Genomic DNA, 17542 nt, shown 5'->3' with positions numbered 1-17542 from the left:
TTTCATTCTCGTCTTCTTTAAAGTAGCCAAGGATAAAAGTTTTGATAGTATCAGTAATGATTTCAGGTTCTCTTTGGTAGTTTTTTCGCACTTCTGGATGAGTAGCGCCTTCGCAGTATTTTTTAACAGTCTGTCTTGATACGCCAAGGTCTTTTGCGATGGCGCGTATGGATTCTCCATCTGAATAACGGGCACGAATCGCTGAATAAATGTCCACCTCAATAATCACACCTTTCATTCCTCCCTGCAAAACATTTGATAATATTCTACAGGATTTTTATGATAGGTGGTAAACTAATTCAATATCAATATGACTTGAAGTGGTACACTTTTAGAATATCATTCACATACTGAGAAGCCAGTAATGATAGGATAGTTCCATTGCCTAAATCCGTGATCTGTGAAAATGCATATAATATGTTTAACAAAAAAATTTATCATAGAAAAATTAAACCAGGAGGAGATAGAAATTGATCAAGCAGAATAATTTTCAAATTCTTACTGATGAAGCGGCATCGCGATACAAGTTTAACTTCTGTAAATTATGTAGATTCTATGAGTGTGAGCTTGTTGAAGAATATATGCTGTTTAAAAAAAACAATCCAGATATGGAATTTCCATCGTATGACAAAAACGAATTAGTGAACGGTTGTCCTATGAAAAAATTTGTTCAAATAGAATGCGGCAGAAAAAGGGTCGCCGATAGTATTGGAGACGCTTTCAAAATAAATACAGGATATAATTCCGAGATAGAAAGCAATACGGATAAATGGGAACCGAATCAACCCGTGTTCATTTCAGCGCAAACAGGTCAGGGTAAAAATTACTTTGTAGAGAACACTTTGCTTCCATATATAAGGGAGCTTAATCATAAAAAACGTACTGATCAAAAAGTCCTCATTATAAGCAATCGTATAGCGCTCCGTTTGCAGACGGAAAGTCGGATTAATAATATAAATGGTCAAGATTCTGAAGAAAATGTAATGTATTGCTATGGGGAGTTTGCTGATGTTATATCATATCAAAGCATATTAAATAGAGTTGATGATTTAAAGAAAAAACAAGAAAGACAAACTTCGAAGTATATATTCGTTATTTGTGACGAAGCCCATTTTTTCACATCTGATGCTATGTTTAATCCAGATACTGATAAGATACTATCTAAGATAGTGAATATATTCAGAGACGCTATTAGAATTTATATGAGTGCAACTCCCTATGAATGTATCGATTATATCAAGGACTGTGAGGATAGATACTCTGTTCAACCTCAGTTGGGTGTGTTTTATCATTTCAAACGCGATTACAGCTATCTTGATGTCAGATATTATTCTTCCAATAAAGAATTAACGGATATAATCATTAATAGTGGAGATGAACGTTGGTTGATTTTTATTGACAACAAGGACGAATGTAAACGCTTTAAAGGAAGATTGGAGTCTGTTAATAAAGGAAGTAATGAAGAGAGTAAGGCGAGCTCTCCTTGTCTGAAAGGAAAAGTTTTAACTGTAAAAGCCGAAAGTAAAAATAATAGTGAATATCAAAAAATGATACTCAATGAAAGCTTCGATAGTGAAACTAAGGTTCTCATTGCTACGTCTGTAATCGATAATGGGATAAACTTTAGAGGCATAAACAACATTGTTGTTTCCGATATTTCTAAAGTGAAATGTTTGCAAATGGTCGGTCGTGGCAGAGTAGATAATAGCAATGATAAAATTACCCTCTATATTAAAAGGTTTGATGAAGATCAGATTGAAAGTAGGCTTTCTTATTTAATGAAGCAACAGGACGCTTATTATAGTTATGATCTGGCTTATGATGGAGCTCCGGAGGATAAAAAATATAAACATGAAGCAGAGTTCCTTAATAAATACTATAACAACAAAAGCGAAGATTGGAAAACCGCCAAGCGTTTGTTTGCGAGAGATCGAAACATTCCTACGCGATTATTTCCAAACCGAATAGCTAGGTCATTAGTAGGAAAATATGAGTCTAGGTATAAAGCTATTTTAGAAGAAATGAAGAGAACTGATGAAGGATTGAAAGTTAGTGGACAAAGCTACTTAGAATATCAGTTATCTTGGTTCGGGAAAAAGTATAATGAGGAAAATGATATAACCATAGCAGGTAAGAGCAAGGAAGAAAAAAAGTTGATCGAGTTCCTTGAAGCATATGTTAGCAATGAAGGGCCACTGTTTAAAGATGCTCAGGATAAATTCAGCAAAGAGTTTACGGAGTTGCATGATAAAGCATTTCCAAGACAAGACCCTAATAAGGAGAGAGTTTACGGAGTTTCTAAAATCAATACAATTTTTAAAAAACATAAAATGAATTATGAGGTAGAATCAAAGCGTGAAAAATTAGAGGACAAAAAAACATATTGGAAAGTAGTTAGAGCTAATCGAGAAGCTGATGAATAAAAATAAGAAAAATATCAGAGTATGTTCATATCATTAAATATAAGGAAGAATGTATTGTAATGAAGGGAAGAACGTTGAAGTATATAATAGATAAACCATGAGTGGAAAGTGAGAGCAAAAATGGATGGTGTAAATAAATTAACATATGAGTTATCACATACTGCGCGTATTATGGAGCAATTCAATGATGCGTTTAAATGGATAAAAGATAAGAACTTGAAAATTGAACTTTCTAGATATTCAAGGTATAAGAGATATATTGATGATTTTTACAATAAGGGCAATCCTGAAGACATATTAGATTTAGAAGCTAAATTTGCAAAGCTAAATGAAGCGGCACAAGAGTGTATTCAAATGGTTCAAGTCTATGAAGCATTTAAAGAGGTTGAAAGTAATAGTTTGGATGAGAGAATAGAGAAAATAGTTTCTGGACAAGATTTCTATAACTCCGTTAATAGAGACGATCAACCGCGTGATTTTCTTTATGAACTTTTAGTCGCTGCAATGTTTAAAAAAAATGGATATGAAATAGATTTTGAGCAATTAACGGATGTCGTGGCCAAAAAGAATAACAAGACAATATATATTGAATGTAAAAGAATAAAATCTGATAGTAAGTTAGAACAAAATTTTAGCAAGGCCTGCAAACAATTAAATCAGATTGATAAAACTGAAAACACTTATAGATTGGTTTTTATTGATGTGTATAATTGTTTTGCTGATAAGTTAAAAGATTACGAGTACAATGATGTTTTTGAAATAACTAAAGAAGTAAAACGTGTAATGGCTGAACATTTTGGGAAGCCCAATAATAGACTGATTAACAGAATTTTAGATGAGAATATTGATAATATACTGGGAGTAGTATTTACATGTACAAGGTGCTTGTGGTTGTCGAAGGTAAGCCCACAATTCTATATAGAAAAAAAGGTAATTACACCATCTAAAATTTCAGACGAAAATTTTCAAGCGCTAAATAAAATCTTAAGCGCTGAATGAGGCTGTATGTGCTTCTGTGATAAGTTGTTTTCTTGTAATTTGAATGGGGAGAGTCTATAATAATTGTAACAAGGTCGAGGATACTATGTCGTGGGGCACTGCCATTTATTCGCCAAAGGGCCAAAGTGGCTAACCCGCCGACATAGACAAAAAGACCTTGCATAAAAGCTTTTAACGAAGCTAATGCAGGGTCTTTTTTTATCCTCAACCCGCGTAAATACAGGGATTTCTGCTTGCTGAAAGAGAGCGTTCACCATGGAGTGGCGGGCATAACTGGCAAAGCCAGAGAGAATAAAGAAAAATGCCCTTTGCAGAATAAACGGCAGTGCCCCGCGACATAATAATATGCCTGTGAATCCTTGTATAATCAAGGTTTCGCAGGCATATTTTTCATTAAGCGTACTACAAACGTACTATTTATTTAAATCATCAAGTTTTTGAGCTACTTCGCTATGCTTATTAGGGAAAAGGTGTGAATGGGTTAGAGAGTAGTTGGCTGCTCTTTTAGTAAGAAACAAATTTACGATAATATTCATTTGGGTAAGGACAGAGCAAATGAGGCTAAACACCATTTTAAGCAACCTCGAATAGTCTATAATGAATATGTAAATTTGATAGGAGGTTTTGTCATGTACGGCAATACTGAGTGCTGTTGTGATCCTAGACTTGTACAATGTTCGCTTAGTCTTATTATTGAAGCACTAGAAGATGAAGCTCATGATCGTATGTTTTATCAATGCTTGTTACAGATGGCACCTGATAGAAAGCAGTGTAAAATTATCGAGAGCATTAGGAATGACGAGATGAAACATTTTAAAATGTTTCGAATCATTTATGAGGAGATAACCTGCAAACAACCACCTTGTAAACAGCCAGGCCAAGAATTTGAAGAGCCAGAGAGTTACTGTGATGCAATTGAGACAGCCTTATTTGGAGAACTAAATGCAGTAGAAATGTATAGGAGAATTATGTTTGGGCTATGTTCACAAAGACATAGAGATATGCTATTTGAAATAATCACAGATGAAATGAAGCATTCTGTCAAATGGAATTTTCTTTACAATATAAATAGATGTACATGTTGTGATTAATATTTACCTTCTGGCCAATTGAAAAAAATAGTTATAGCACTGTCACTATAATTTGTGATCGATGATTTTTTTATAATTGGTCGGTCTCGATTCATTTATCCTCTTCTTGAATACTCGTCTCTTAAGTGATATGACTCCAAGATAAAATAGGTAAGCCGCTCCAACATATTTGACGATAGTCCAACTTTACGCCCGTTTGTTAAAGTTGTTTTGAAAGCGTTGGTATAATAAGGGGATAGACGGGAGTTCTTCTGTTAAGGAAGTTGTACAAGATTAGCATTAAAGATAGAATTAAAGTTACAGAACTACATCTACACGACATTGTGTGAATGCAGTTTTATAAAAAAACGTAAGGACTGCTGTTTGCACGGCGGTCCTTAAAACAGTTACTTCTTTTCCCATCCATGTCCATTTTCTTGAGTAGGTGGAAGTCTGTCGCCTGGATCAATCTCTATGGTTCTAGGATTAGATATAGAATTACCATGAGAGCCTACTTCAATATAAGTCCCAGCAAGTTCATTATCGGTACCTGGCTTAATTGGTTTAGGCATATTTTTCTCCTTTTATGGATTAGTCGGCATCAAAGCACCGCTAACAATAGTATAACCACTAAACTTCATTTAGTATTATTGAACATTAGCTAGCAACGCAAATAAAAATTGATTAGATTCGGTTTAAATGAAGTCACTGAAAAAAGAATGCTATGTATAGGAATTGGATGATTAAAGAGCTAGAGATTTTGGTGATATATATAGATTATAAACAAAGTGTAGTAGTAAGATCAAAAAAAAGGTTACTGAATGAAAATAGGAAAATAAAGTTCGCTGGATGACTGTACTTCGACAAATTTTGTATTAATGCATACATTATAATGATTAATGTATAAAAAATAGAAAGGAAATTGTCATGAAAACTTTATGGTATATCATAGATCACTTACGTGAAGAGATGCACGCAATGGCACTTAAAAAAGGAATATCCCATCCAGATGTTTTAGTGGTTAGTCAAAGGCTTGATGAGGCAATCAATCAATATTACAATGACGGCTTAACTCAGAGAGCGGGATAAAACGAAGTAAGTGTTTCCCTTAGAGAATGGTTGAGTAAACGTAATTAAGTATGTCTATAAGCTTTATAATGATTTTAGGCTGATATAAGGTATATGGACTTAGAATTGACAGACGTAGTATAGTTTAGAGAGGTTTGTTAAGGAGGGGACTATTATCGATGTAAGAGAAATTTCTGCAGCAGAGACATGGCATCTGAGACATAAAGTCATGTGGCCAGAAAAAGATATTGAATATGTAAAATTAAAAGATGATCATTTAGGAAAGCATTATGGGTTATTTTCGAATGGGAACTTAGTTTCTGTGATTTCCCTTTTTGAAACGAACAATATAGTCCAATTTCGAAAATTTGCAACCTTGCAAGAATTGCAGGGCAAAGGATATGGAAGTAAGTTATTAACTTTTGCAATAAAGGAAGCAGAAAAAAAAGGGGTAAGATCCTTTTGGTGCAATGCAAGAGTGAATAAAATTGCTTTTTATAAAAAATTTGGTCTTGAAGTAATTGAAGATCCTGTAATAAAAGATGGGATGAAATATGTGAAAATGAATAAGAATTTTTAAAAACGTCACAACATAGAGGTGACGTTTTTATTCATAGCTAAGATGGAAATATCGTAAGAATTATTATATAATATAGCACATGATAAAAACCTGAAGAATGAATGGTGTTAGATCGAGTGGGAAAAAATTAAAATAGAGGTAAGATATAAAATGCATGCGAAAGTGTATGAATTTAAATTTTTATGCTAGAAAAGTAGCGAGTATCAAAAATAGATATTTTATGATGTTGATCGTTGTTGATAAGGGGAGATAATTATGATTAGTGATAGTAAGAGAATCACTCCAGTACAGTGGGGGACTCTTTGGAAAGATTGTATTTTTATATTTTTTATATTTTTGATTGGCATGGTATCAGTGTTATACATATATGCGAAATCTTTATTGATACTTTTATTTGTTACAGGATTGTTATTTATTTTGCTCGATCCGTTAGTGATTCGACTTTCTCGCTCACTTTCTCATGGCGTGGCAGTACTCTTGGCTTTATTCGGTTTTTTTGGTTTATTGGCAATGTTAATGAGTGTAATCTTTCGTACGATCTTGCCTGACTTAGCAGGTTTTATCCGAGAATTTCCTAGTTTTATTATTCATTTTGATTCATCCATTGTTGTTAATATGCTGCCCGCAGAGTTTACAGAGTACGGCAATCAGGTGCTGCGTGATACGGTTGTTTTTGCTGTGGATATTGTAAAAGAATCAGTTATACCTTTAATTCGTACTTTTTCAGGTGTTGCAGAAATGATTGCAGTGCCGTTCTTAACTTTTTATTTATTAAAAGATGGGCGAAAAATTGCCTCTTCTATAGCAAAATTTTTGCCACCTTTGCATGTTAAACGTTTTGCTGCTTTTTTTGGTGATATTAATATTGTTCTGGGCGGTTATATTAGAGGGCAGATGTTAATTTCTATTTTTTCTGGCTTTGTTGTATTTCTAGGAAGTTATATTTTTGGTCTTCCATATGCACATGTCTTGGCATTAGTATCTGCATTATCGGAGTTTGTACCTGTCATTGGTTCTATAGTAGCTACGGTTCCAGGTACTTTGGTTGCCTTATCCTACTCTCCCTTGTTAGCCTTTAAAGTACTGCTATTTTATGTTGTTTTATTAAAGGTAAATCATAATATTATATATCCTAAAGTAGTCGGCAAAGCGATTAAGGTTCATCCTGTGTTTATCATGGTTACCATTTTGCTTTTTGGTCATTTATTTGGAATTACCGGAATGTTGTTCGCAGTACCAGCGGTTGCGGTAGGTCGGGTGTGGCTAATTCATTTACTTGACAAATCTAATATTCTTCATGAGTAATCACGATGCCAAGATTAAAGAAACGAGACTTATTACCTAGCATTAGGTAATAAGTCTCGTTTTTTCAAATGATGTCTATACAAAACTTAGAAAGAGCTGATTTGATGATAGAACAGGATGATTCTGGCAAGTACAGAGCAGCTGAATATGAAGATTTTCGAATCAATAGGAAGGTTCTGGATGAAAAATGGCGAAAGATGTATAAAGGATAAAAACGTTGATGCGCAGGAGGAAATAACTGTGAAATATGCAGTTTCTTTTACGTTACTAACGGTACTGATTATTACATTTTTATTAGGCGGGACTTTCATTCTGCTCATTAGGCAAGAGATAGCAGGAGAAATGATTCCTTGGTCAAGATATAAGGATGGCAGTATTGCGCTTTCAGCGGCTAATGACAATGAAAAATTATATCATAAAGACAGAAAAAAGATTTTGGTACTTCATTCCTACCATTCGGAAATGCCTTGGGTAAAATTAGAAGAGCAGGGTATTAAGTCAGTCTTGCAGCAAGAGAAGCAAGCAGTACTGTATTTTGATTATATGGATACGAAGCAAAATATTACCTCTGATTATTTAGAGAGTTTATATAAGCTTTATGAACAAAAATACAAGGGAAGAAAATTTGATGCGGTCATTGTGACTGATGATGCTGCTTATAATTTTGCATTAACACATCAGCAGACTCTGTTTTCCTCTACACCGATCATTTTTTGTGGTGTAAATTATTTTAACGAAGCTGCTATACAAGATAAAACATGGATAACAGGTATTATAGAAGATGTTGATATCAAGAGTACGATTGAAGCGGCATTAGTGCTACAGCCGCAGGTGACAAAAATGGTTGTTATCAATGATGAAACGACAGTTGGTAAAGCCAATAAGCAATTACTTGAAAAAATCATTCCTAGCTTTGATAGTAAAATACAATTTATTTTTTTAGAGAAAATGGCAATGTCTGAAGTATTAGAGAAGATTGCTGCTCTTTCTGATGATACAGCAGTCTTACTGATGACTTTCAATGTGGATAAAGATGAAACTATTTTTAGCTATGAAGAAGCAGGGGAACTCATTGGATCAAATAGTAAGGTGCCCGTATATTGCTTTTGGGATTTTTATTTAAAGTCTGGTATGTTGGGTGGCAAGGTAACCAGTGGGTTTAATCAAGGAAAAGTAGCTGGTGAGCTGGCACGAAAGATTGTCTTTGAAGGAATCCTTCCAGTTGATATACCTGTAGTAAAAGAAAGTATTCAACAGTATATGTTTGATTATCATGCATTGCGCAAGGCTGGTATTAAAGAAGATTCTTTGCCTGCCGGCAGTATTGTTGTAAATAATCCTGTTACTTTTTATGAGACCTACAAATATTTAGTGTGGTTCTTAACAGTGAGTTTTATGATCTTGTTATTGTTAGTTAGCATACTGGCAGTGAATATAAACCGTCGCAGAAAAGTAGAAGAAGAAATTCGTCATTTGAATAGGGAATTAGAAAATCAAGTCTCTGAGCGAACTAAGGCATTACAGGATACGAATTCGGCTCTGCGACATACGTTAGAGGATCTACAGCAAACTCGAAGCTATTTAGTCGAGGTAGAAAAGATGGCTTCATTAGGCGAGCTAGTCGCTGGTGTAGCACATGAAATTAATACGCCAGTGGGGAATAGCATTACGGCGATTTCGCATTTGTCAGAGAAAACAGGCGAATTGGATCGGAAATTGTCAGGCGGACAGATGAAAAAATCAGATTTGCAAATGTATTTAGAGTCTTCGAATCGCGTAAGTAAGATTATTTTTACCAATCTGGAACGGGCTGCTGAATTAATCCGTAGTTTCAAAAAAGTGGCAGTTGATCAATTGGTGGAAGAACGACGCAGTTTTCAATTGGAAGAATACATACAGGATGTATTGTTAAGTTTAAAACCGCAATTAAAAAAGACTCATCACAGGGTAAAGGTGATTTGTCCAGCGAAAATTAAAGTTTATTGGTATCCAGGGGCTTTTTGGCAAATCATTTCGAATATGCTAAATAACTCTATTATGCATGCTTATGATCCAGATGCTGCTGGTACAATTATAATTGAAATTTCTTATGCCGATGGACTCATCACATTAACCTACACCGATGATGGAAAAGGTATGACACCGGAGGTGCAGAAGAAGATCTTTGATCCTTTTTTTACCACTCGCCGGGGGACCGGCGGTACTGGTCTTGGTATGCATATCGTATACAATTTGGTTGTTTTTAAAATGGAGGGTACGATTGAATGTGTCAGTCAGTTGGGAGTTGGTACTACTTTTATAGTAAAGCTTCCTGAACGTATCCAAGGAAAAGGAGAAACGAATCATGTATGATGAATTACTTTTTGCAGATGAGACCGATGCAGCAGAGTCAAAGAGTGTTGAAACGATAAAAGTTTTAATCGTTGATGATGAAGAAGAAGTACATATTGTTACGAAACTCGTGTTAAATGATTTTGTTTTTGAAGGAAAACAGATTGAGCTGCTTAGCGTCTACTCTGCCCGTGAGGCAAAGGAAATATTACTTGAGCATGAAGATATTGCCCTTATTTTATTAGATGTAGTTATGGAAAGGGCGGATGCTGGTTTAGAGCTGGTGAAGTATATTCGTGAAGTGATGGGAAACAGCCTAGTAAGGATTGTGTTACGCACAGGACAGCCAGGGGAAGCGCCTGAGGCAAGAGTCATTGTAGAATATGATATTAATGACTACAAAGAAAAGACAGAGCTTACAGCACAAAAGCTGTTGACAACTTTGATTTCTGCCTTGCGTTCTCATCGTGATTTATTGACAATTGCTATGAATAAAAGAGGCTTAGAAAAGATTATTGAGTCTTCGCCGGAAATCTTCCGAATGCAATCAATGCAAAATTTTGCAACGGGTGTATTAATGCAGCTGATTGCGATGTTGAGGCTAAACAAAAATAGTTTGTATTTGAAAGTATCCAGCTTTGCTGCTACTCGTAAAAAAGATGGTGAAATTAAAGTGTTGGCAGCTACTGGTGATTTTCACATACAAAATTATGAGAAGCTTTCTAAAGAGATACATACCAAGTTGGATTATGTCTTAGCTACAAAACAAAGCATATTTTTAGAGGATTATTTTATTTTATACTGGCAAAGTGCTGATGAACATGTATATTTGATTTATATGGAGGGGGATCAAAGACTTAGTGATCTAGATCAACGCCTACTAGATGTCTTCTGTTTAAATGTCTCATCTGCTTTTGAAAATTTGAAATTGCATTTAGAGATGTATGATACGCAGCGGGAAGTCTTTTTCCGCTTGGCGGAAGTCGCAGAAACAAGATCTAAAGAAACGGGAAATCATGTTCGGCGTGTAGCAGAGTATGCTCGTCTTTTAGCTATCAAATACGGATTGCCAGAAAAGGATGTAGATACTCTTCATTTAGCTGCTCCCATGCATGATATCGGTAAATTGGGCATACCTGATGAAATTTTAAACAAGCCGGGAAAATTAACCAAAGAGGAGTTTGAAATTATTAAGCTTCATGCTAACATTGGATATGATATGTTAAAGGGATCTCAGTTGCATATGTTACAGGCAGCGGCGGTTATAGCAAAAGAACATCATGAGAGATATGACGGAAAAGGTTATTCTTCTGGCTTGCAAGGTGATGCGATTCACATTTTTGCTAGAATAACGGCCATAGCGGATGTGTTTGATGCGCTGAGCTGTGATCGAGTATATAAGAAAGCTTGGCCATTAGAAAACGTGTTATCTTATTTCCAGGAAGCTAAAGGAGGACAGTTTGATCCTGAATTAGTAGAGCTGCTTTTTAATAATTTAGATGAGTTCTTGCAGGTGCAGAAAAAATTTGCAGATGATTTTCATCATACAAGTGTTTAAAAGTAGGTAGAATATTAGTAGCTCATCTGCGTTAAAACGATAGATAATTTAGTGAAGCTTTTTTTGACCTGCAAAGCGTCGACAAAAAAGCAGGAGGGAAAAAACGCTAAAACAGCAAAGCTTTTAATGTAGATGAGGTACTAGTAATATGTTTAATTAAATGGAGGTTGAAATACAATATGAGTCTACATATTAATGCAAAACAAGGTGAGATTGCCAATACGGTGTTAATGCCCGGTGATCCTTTAAGGGCTAAATTTATTGCTGAGAACTTTTTGGAAGATGCAGTTTGCTATAATGAGATTCGAGGTATGTACGGTTATACTGGATTTTATAACGGGAAAAGAGTTTCAGTGCAAGGTTCAGGCATGGGGATTCCTTCCATATCGATCTATGCTAGTGAATTAATGACGAGTTATAATGTAAAAAATATTATTCGTATTGGTACTTGTGGTTCTCTTCAAGAACATGTGAAGATCAAAGATGTTGTTTTGGCTATGGCAGCATCTCATGATTCTAATATCAATCTTCAACGTTTTGCAGGTATGACCTATGCACCGACTGCGAGCTTTCAGCTATTAAAAAAAGCATACGATGTTGCTGTGAATTTAGGGATTGAAGCAAAAGTAGGGAATGTGTTAACTACGGATACGTTCTATCATGATGATCCTGAAGATTGGAAACGTTGGATGAAATTTGGTGTTTTGGCGGTAGAAATGGAGACGGCAGGGTTATATACGTTAGCTGCCAAACATGGAGTAAATGCGTTGACCATTGTTACAGTGAGCGATAGCTTAGTAACAGGTGAGGCTACATCGGCAGCAGAACGCCAAACTACTTTTACGCAAATGATGAAGATTGCCCTTGCAATGGCAGAATAAAAACATTGCATATTAGAGATAACTGTATTATACTTTAGTCAATTGAATAATAATGCTGGGGGAGCCGTTTGGCAGAGCGGGAAGAAATTCCTGACCCTTTGAACCTGATGTGGTTAGTACCAACGTAGGGAAGCTGTTTTATATTTAAAGCAATTGATATAAGCTTATCCCTTTTTGGGATAGGCTTTTTTGTTTAAATCTTTTTTTAGAAGTAGTATTATGTGATTCGATAATAATTGAATAATTGGCTGGGGGAGCCGTTTGGCAGAGCGGGAATGTAAATTCCTGACCCTTTGAACCTGATGTGGTTAGTACCAACGTAGGGAAGCTGTTTTTATATATTTTATATAAATATTGATAAAAAGCGTATCCTCTTGGATAGGCTTTTTTATTATAGTGAGGAGGTGAATGGGGTGGAGGTAGTGTTAAATGGAGTAGTCACGGATGTAGATCAGGAGATGAATTTGTGGGAGTTCTTGCTTTCAAAGGAACTCAATCTTGAAACCATTATTGTAGAACATAATGAGGTGATTGTAAAAAAGCAAGAATGGAAAACAATGATTCTGCAAGATAAAGATCGTTTAGAAGTATTGAAATTTGTTGGCGGAGGTTGATTGAAATGACAGATCAATTAGTAATTGGCGGTAGAAGTCTTCAGAGTCGTTTATTTATTGGTACTGGTAAATATTCAGCAGATACGTTAATTCCTGAGATTGTTAAAAAATCTGGATCGGAAGTTATAACAGTGGCGTTACGCAGGATTGATTTTAATTCTCCTACGGGGAATGTGATGGATCATATTCCTTCCGGCATGCAGTTATTGCCCAATACTTCTGGAGCCAGAAATGCTCAAGAAGCAATACGGATTGCCCGTTTAGCAAAAGCTGCGGGGTGTGGTAATTGGATTAAGATCGAAGTTATTTCAGATAATAAATATTTGCTGCCTGATGGCTATGAAACCATTAGGGCCACAGAAGTCCTGGCTGGAGAAGGGTTCATTGTATTACCCTATATCAGTCCGGATTTAATGGTAGCTAAGCAACTGGTTGAAGTGGGAGCAGCAGCAGTTATGCCCCTGGGGGCGCCTATTGGCAGTAATCGCGGATTAAAGACTAAGGAATTGTTGAAAATTCTGATTGAAGAAATTCCTTTGCCTGTGATTGTTGATGCAGGTATTGGTAAGCCCTCGGATGCTTGTGAAGCTATGGAAATGGGGGCAGCAGCTTGTTTGCTAAATACTGCCATAGCTAGTGCTCTTCAGCCAGAATTAATGGCGGAGTCATTTGGCATGGCTGTTGCTGCTGGGCGAAAGGCTTATTTGGCAGGACTTGGCCGTACTGAAAAATATGCTAGTTCGTCATCACCTCTTACAGGATTTTTACATAATTGAGGAGGAGAATATGAGCTTTTATGATGAGTATTTACAGTATTCAGATGCTGGTATGGAAGCAGTCTTTCAATATACAACTTCTACAGACATCGAAAGAATTATTGGTAAAGACAGATTGACTCCAAAAGATTTTCTTGCCTTACTGTCACCTAAGGCAGAAAAGTATTTGGAAGAAATGGCACAAAAAGCAAATCAATTAACGGTTCAGAACTTTGGACGTGTCATTTTACTTTACACGCCAATGTATTTGTCGGATTACTGCACGAATAAATGTACGTATTGTGGTTTTAACGTAACCAATGCCTTTACTCGCAAGCAATTGACCATGGAAGAAGTGGAAAAAGAAGCGCAAATGGTTGCAGCTACAGGAATTCAGCACATTCTAATTCTTACAGGTGACGCTCCTGCCATTGCGGGTGTTCCTTATATGAAAGAGTGTGTGACGATCTTAAAACGCTATTTTTCATCTATTGCGATTGAAGTCTATGCTATGAAAGAAGAAGAATACGCTCAATTAATGGAGGCAGGGGTAGAAAGCATGACGATGTACCAGGAAACGTATAATCCGCTTCTGTATGATCGTCTTCATGTAAAAGGCCCTAAGAAGGATTATCGTTACCGTCTAGATGCACCGGAGAGAGCTTGTAGGGCTGGAATGAGAGCAGTTAATATCGGTGCTTTATTAGGTCTTGATGATTGGCGGAGGGATGGTTTCTTTACAGGACTGCACGCTCATTATTTGCAAAGTAAATATCCAGGAGTCGAAGTGAGTATTTCCTTGCCTCGCATCCGTCCGACTATGGGGAACTGCGAAACGGGAAATAGTGTAAATGATACAAGCATCGTGCAATTTATGACGGCTTTTCGCTTGTTTATGCCAAGGGCAGGTATGCCTCTTTCTACCAGAGAAAATGCGGAATTCCGCAATCACGCAATTAAATTAGGTATTACTAAAATGTCTGCCGGTGTACAGACGGCCGTAGGGGGACATATTGATAGTCAGGAAAACCCTGGTCAGTTTGCTGTTTCTGACACTCGCAATGTAAAAGAAATGTCAGATGCGATCCTGCACTTAGGATATCAGCCTGTGTTTAAAGATTGGCAAGCTATATGACGAAGAAGCAAAAGGGGGAGTGTGCGATATGAACCGGAAGAATGCTTTAGCTGCCGATTTATATTGTATTACAGCAGAAGACTATTCATTAGGACGCAGCAATATTGAGATCGTAAAACAATGGATTGCTGCGGACATCAAAGTAATTCAATATCGTGAAAAAGAAAAGGATATGAAAAAAAAGTATGAGGAATGCAAGATTATACGGGAGCTAACTAAAGAGGCTGATGTTACCTTCATTGTGAATGATGATATTGATTTGGCTATGATGGTACAGGCAGATGGAGTACACATTGGTCAAGATGATTTTCCTCTAGAAGCTGTACGGCAATTAGTTGGTGATCAAATGATTATTGGCATTTCTACACATTCTCCAGAGCAAGCACAAAGAGCAGTCAAAGCTGGAGCTGATTACATAGGGGTAGGGCCTATTTTTAAAACTTCTACCAAGAAAAATGTGTGCGATCCAGTTGGTTTAGAATACCTGAAATATGTAGTTGATAATATCTCCATCCCCTTTGTGGCGATTGGAGGGATCAAAGAAAGCAATGTGCTTGAGGTTGTTCATTGTGGTGCAAAATGTATTGCTATGGTAACAGAAATTACTCAGGCGCAAAATATTGGCAAAAAGATTAATGACATCAGAAAAATAATAAAAGGTATGGAGGAGAAATAATAATGGCTTATACCACACAAATGGATGCGGCGAAACAAGGTATTATAACGAAAGAGATGACTGCGGTAGCTCTTAAAGAAAACGTAGACGTCGCTGTATTGCGGCAATTAGTCGCTCAGGGGAAAATTGCCATACCTGCAAATAAGAATCATACTTCGCTTGACCCAGCAGGAGTTGGACAAGGACTAAGTACAAAAATCAATGTTAATTTAGGTGTATCACAAGATTGCTGCGATATTGAGCAGGAAATCTGTAAAGTAAAAAAAGCGATCGAATTAAAAGCAGACGCGATAATGGACTTAAGCTGTTTTGGTAAAACCCGGGAATTTCGCCGTAGGTTAATTGAATTTTCACCAGCGATGATTGGTACGGTTCCTATGTATGATGCTGTTGGCTTTTTGGATAAGGAACTGAAACATATTACTGCGGAAGAATTTTTATCTGTAGTAAAAAGGCATGCAGAAGATGGCGTGGACTTTATGACCATTCATGCGGGGCTGAATCGTGAGACAGCAAAAAAAGTTAAGCAGGAGAAAAGGCTCACCAATATTGTATCCCGGGGCGGATCGTTACTTTTTGCCTGGATGGAATTAAATAATCAGGAAAATCCTTTTTATGAGTATTACGATAAAGTATTGGATATATGTGCTGAGTATGATGTTACGATTAGTTTGGGCGATGCCTGCAGACCTGGATGTACGCAAGATGCAACCGATGCGTCACAAATCCACGAATTAATTGTATTAGGGGAATTAACCAAACGAGCTTGGGCAAGAAATGTACAAGTTATTGTAGAAGGACCTGGTCATATGCCTTTGAATCAAATTACAGGCAATGTGATGCTGCAGAAGAAATTATGCCATGGTGCGCCGTTTTATGTATTGGGACCCTTAGTTACGGATGTGGCACCTGGATATGATCATATTACCAGTGCCATTGGGGGAGCAATTGCTGCTGCTGCCGGTGCTGATTTCTTATGTTATGTAACGCCTGCAGAACATTTGCGGCTGCCAACCATGGAGGATATGAAAGAAGGTATTATCGCTTCGCGAATTGCTGCTCACGCTGCCGATATTGCCAAGGGAGTGCCAGGCGCACAAGACTGGGATAATCAGATGAGTCAGGCCCGGGCTGATATTGATTTTGACAAAATGATTGAGTTGTCCATTGATCCGGAAAAATCAGGTAAATACCGCAAAGAATCCTTACCGGAACACGAAGACACTTGCACCATGTGCGGTAAAATGTGTGCTATGAAAACAATGAAAAAAATCCTAAATGGAGAAGAAGTAGACATTTAAACAAAGTAAGAAAATGCTTCGCATTCTTTAAGATAAAGTAAATATTCCCCTGTGCCCGTTGTAGACCTTTGCGGTTAAAGAAATCTTAGGGTACTAATAAAAGGAAGACAGCTTATAGAATTGATTTTGTAAGCTGTCTCCTTTTGTTGTTTTTTTAGAGCTTAATCCAAAATCACTTTCAAATGTTCTTCCAGTTCTTCGCGGCTTATTGAGCCGCGTACTGTTTTTTTTATGGTGCCAGCTTTGTAAAAATGCAGCGTGGGTATGGTCATTATATTGAACTGCTGAGTTAAGCTGCGATTTTCTGAAGTATTTATTTTGCAGAACTTCACTTTGCCCGCATAATCTGCTGCTAATTCTTCGAAGATAGGCATAAGCCTTTTACAAGGAATACATCGGGGACCCCAAAAATCAAGTACTACTGGTAATTTGCTCTTAAGCACTTCTTCTTTAAAGTTTTCTTTAGTAATTTCAATTATTTCTTCCATCATCTCTCTCCTCCTCGTATAATAAGTTTTGTAAGCAACAATCCGCCGTTGTTTACAAAACTTATTTTATTTTTTCAACACGTAAAGGAACCCCTTGATGCTAAAATATTTGTAAGAGAATTTAGCAAAGGTAACGTCTTATCCTCCTTGCGAAACCTTTTGGTTATTGCTTATAAAGCTTGACGCCTGCCTTATTCATCAAATACCGCTAACACAGATGTTGCGTCTCTGGGCGAAAGGTATCCAGCAAAATGACTTTCACAGATGAATGCTTATTATGCGAGGCTGCGGTCAGTGAATAAGATCAGGGTATTCCTTTTCTATCTTTCTTATTCTCAGCCAGAAAGGTGGTGAGATT

18 protein-coding genes and 2 riboswitches are annotated in these 17542 nt (G+C 36.7%); of the genes, 15 read left to right on the top strand and 3 right to left on the bottom strand.

All coding sequences use genetic code 11. The features are described from left to right. The coding region (locus BMZ99_RS24145) for a helix-turn-helix domain-containing protein (RefSeq protein WP_139214844.1) at positions 1-238 on the bottom strand (238 nt) is incomplete at its 3' end. Between the two features lie 232 nt (positions 239-470). Between BMZ99_RS24145 and BMZ99_RS24140 the strand changes: the two genes are divergently transcribed. The 3 genes from BMZ99_RS24140 (at position 471) to BMZ99_RS24130 (ending at position 4513) form a co-directional block, all read left to right on the top strand. Further along, positions 471-2423, top strand: a complete 1953-nt coding sequence (locus BMZ99_RS24140; protein WP_090944074.1) for a DEAD/DEAH box helicase family protein — start codon at positions 471-473, stop codon at positions 2421-2423. Between the two features lie 120 nt (positions 2424-2543). Next, positions 2544-3422, top strand: a complete 879-nt coding sequence (locus tag BMZ99_RS24135) for a PDDEXK family nuclease (protein ID WP_090944071.1) — start codon at positions 2544-2546, stop codon at positions 3420-3422. Positions 3423-4051: 629 nt separating this feature from the next. After that, a complete protein-coding gene (locus BMZ99_RS24130) occupies positions 4052-4513 on the top strand; it encodes a ferritin-like domain-containing protein (RefSeq protein WP_090944069.1) in 462 nt (153 codons plus the stop codon). A 386-nt stretch (positions 4514-4899) separates the two neighbouring features. Here BMZ99_RS24130 and BMZ99_RS24125 read toward each other — a convergent pair whose 3' ends face one another. Next, positions 4900-5064, bottom strand: coding sequence for a YjzC family protein (locus BMZ99_RS24125; RefSeq protein WP_090944066.1), 165 nt, complete (start codon positions 5062-5064; stop codon positions 4900-4902). A gap of 355 nt (positions 5065-5419) precedes the next feature. On the opposite strand from BMZ99_RS24125, the gene BMZ99_RS24120 reads away from it, so the two are divergent. From BMZ99_RS24120 to thiC, 12 genes are all read left to right on the top strand, one after another. Then, entirely contained in the window at positions 5420-5581 is a 162-nt protein-coding gene (locus BMZ99_RS24120; protein WP_090944063.1) for an aspartyl-phosphate phosphatase Spo0E family protein, read from the top strand. A gap of 208 nt (positions 5582-5789) precedes the next feature. Further along, positions 5790-6140 carry a GNAT family N-acetyltransferase gene (locus BMZ99_RS24115; protein ID WP_090944060.1) on the top strand — a complete coding sequence of 117 codons (351 nt, stop codon included), beginning with the start codon at positions 5790-5792 and terminating at the stop codon, positions 6138-6140. A 255-nt stretch (positions 6141-6395) separates the two neighbouring features. After that, positions 6396-7445, top strand: coding sequence for an AI-2E family transporter (locus BMZ99_RS24110; protein ID WP_090944057.1), 1050 nt, complete (start codon positions 6396-6398; stop codon positions 7443-7445). A 68-nt stretch (positions 7446-7513) separates the two neighbouring features. Beyond that, complete coding sequence (locus tag BMZ99_RS26835) at positions 7514-7657, top strand: hypothetical protein (protein WP_217645146.1); 144 nt, start codon at positions 7514-7516, stop codon at positions 7655-7657. Between the two features lie 28 nt (positions 7658-7685). Then, on the top strand, positions 7686-9797 hold the full coding sequence (locus tag BMZ99_RS24105; protein ID WP_090944055.1) for a sensor histidine kinase: 2112 nt from the start codon (positions 7686-7688) through the stop codon (positions 9795-9797). After that, on the top strand, positions 9790-11334 hold the full coding sequence (locus BMZ99_RS24100) for a DUF3369 domain-containing protein (protein WP_090944052.1): 1545 nt from the start codon (positions 9790-9792) through the stop codon (positions 11332-11334). Before BMZ99_RS24105 ends, BMZ99_RS24100 begins: the two co-directional genes overlap by 8 nt. Before the next feature lie 179 nt (positions 11335-11513). Further along, positions 11514-12215, top strand: coding sequence for a purine-nucleoside phosphorylase (deoD, locus tag BMZ99_RS24095; protein WP_090944050.1), 702 nt, complete (start codon positions 11514-11516; stop codon positions 12213-12215). A gap of 47 nt (positions 12216-12262) precedes the next feature. Beyond that, a riboswitch (TPP riboswitch) is annotated at positions 12263-12363 on the top strand. A gap of 92 nt (positions 12364-12455) precedes the next feature. Further along, positions 12456-12558, top strand: a riboswitch (TPP riboswitch). A 70-nt stretch (positions 12559-12628) separates the two neighbouring features. Further along, positions 12629-12829, top strand: coding sequence for a sulfur carrier protein ThiS (gene thiS, locus BMZ99_RS24090; RefSeq protein ID WP_090944047.1), 201 nt, complete (start codon positions 12629-12631; stop codon positions 12827-12829). Positions 12830-12834: 5 nt separating this feature from the next. Next, on the top strand, positions 12835-13605 hold the full coding sequence (locus BMZ99_RS24085) for a thiazole synthase (RefSeq protein ID WP_090944044.1): 771 nt from the start codon (positions 12835-12837) through the stop codon (positions 13603-13605). Between the two features lie 10 nt (positions 13606-13615). Further along, positions 13616-14719: a 2-iminoacetate synthase ThiH gene (gene thiH, locus BMZ99_RS24080; protein ID WP_090944042.1), complete on the top strand. Its 1104-nt coding sequence runs from the start codon at positions 13616-13618 to the stop codon at positions 14717-14719. A gap of 28 nt (positions 14720-14747) precedes the next feature. Next, entirely contained in the window at positions 14748-15395 is a 648-nt protein-coding gene (gene thiE, locus BMZ99_RS24075; RefSeq protein ID WP_090944039.1) for a thiamine phosphate synthase, read from the top strand. 2 nt (positions 15396-15397) lie between these two features. After that, positions 15398-16696, top strand: a complete 1299-nt coding sequence (thiC, locus tag BMZ99_RS24070; protein WP_090944037.1) for a phosphomethylpyrimidine synthase ThiC — start codon at positions 15398-15400, stop codon at positions 16694-16696. A gap of 161 nt (positions 16697-16857) precedes the next feature. Here the strand turns inward: thiC and BMZ99_RS24065 are convergent, their stop codons facing one another. Further along, positions 16858-17187: a thioredoxin family protein gene (locus BMZ99_RS24065; RefSeq protein WP_090944034.1), complete on the bottom strand. Its 330-nt coding sequence runs from the start codon at positions 17185-17187 to the stop codon at positions 16858-16860. Between the last annotated feature and the right edge of the window lie 355 nt (positions 17188-17542).

The organism is Pelosinus propionicus DSM 13327 (assembly GCF_900114615.1).
GTDB lineage: Bacteria > Bacillota > Negativicutes > DSM-13327 > DSM-13327 > Pelosinus > Pelosinus propionicus.
This window is presented reverse-complemented; position numbering and strand designations above follow the sequence as displayed.

Bases quoted from the DNA above. Each gene is read 5' to 3' on its own strand.
- BMZ99_RS24085 (WP_090944044.1), top strand. From the start codon at position 12,835: ATGACAGATCAATTAGTAATTGGCGGTAGAAGTCTTCAGAGTCGTTTA.
- thiH (WP_090944042.1), top strand. From the start codon at position 13,616: ATGAGCTTTTATGATGAGTATTTACAGTATTCAGATGCTGGTATGGAA.
- BMZ99_RS24115 (WP_090944060.1), top strand. From the start codon at position 5,790: ATGTGGCCAGAAAAAGATATTGAATATGTAAAATTAAAAGATGATCAT.
- BMZ99_RS24065 (WP_090944034.1), bottom strand. From the start codon at position 17,187: ATGATGGAAGAAATAATTGAAATTACTAAAGAAAACTTTAAAGAAGAA.
- BMZ99_RS26835 (WP_217645146.1), top strand. From the start codon at position 7,514: ATGATGTCTATACAAAACTTAGAAAGAGCTGATTTGATGATAGAACAG.
- deoD (WP_090944050.1), top strand. From the start codon at position 11,514: ATGAGTCTACATATTAATGCAAAACAAGGTGAGATTGCCAATACGGTG.
- thiE (WP_090944039.1), top strand. From the start codon at position 14,748: ATGAACCGGAAGAATGCTTTAGCTGCCGATTTATATTGTATTACAGCA.
- BMZ99_RS24130 (WP_090944069.1), top strand. From the start codon at position 4,052: ATGTACGGCAATACTGAGTGCTGTTGTGATCCTAGACTTGTACAATGT.
- thiC (WP_090944037.1), top strand. From the start codon at position 15,398: ATGGCTTATACCACACAAATGGATGCGGCGAAACAAGGTATTATAACG.
- BMZ99_RS24125 (WP_090944066.1), bottom strand. From the start codon at position 5,064: ATGCCTAAACCAATTAAGCCAGGTACCGATAATGAACTTGCTGGGACT.
- BMZ99_RS24135 (WP_090944071.1), top strand. From the start codon at position 2,544: ATGGATGGTGTAAATAAATTAACATATGAGTTATCACATACTGCGCGT.
- BMZ99_RS24100 (WP_090944052.1), top strand. From the start codon at position 9,790: ATGTATGATGAATTACTTTTTGCAGATGAGACCGATGCAGCAGAGTCA.
- BMZ99_RS24120 (WP_090944063.1), top strand. From the start codon at position 5,420: ATGAAAACTTTATGGTATATCATAGATCACTTACGTGAAGAGATGCAC.
- BMZ99_RS24110 (WP_090944057.1), top strand. From the start codon at position 6,396: ATGATTAGTGATAGTAAGAGAATCACTCCAGTACAGTGGGGGACTCTT.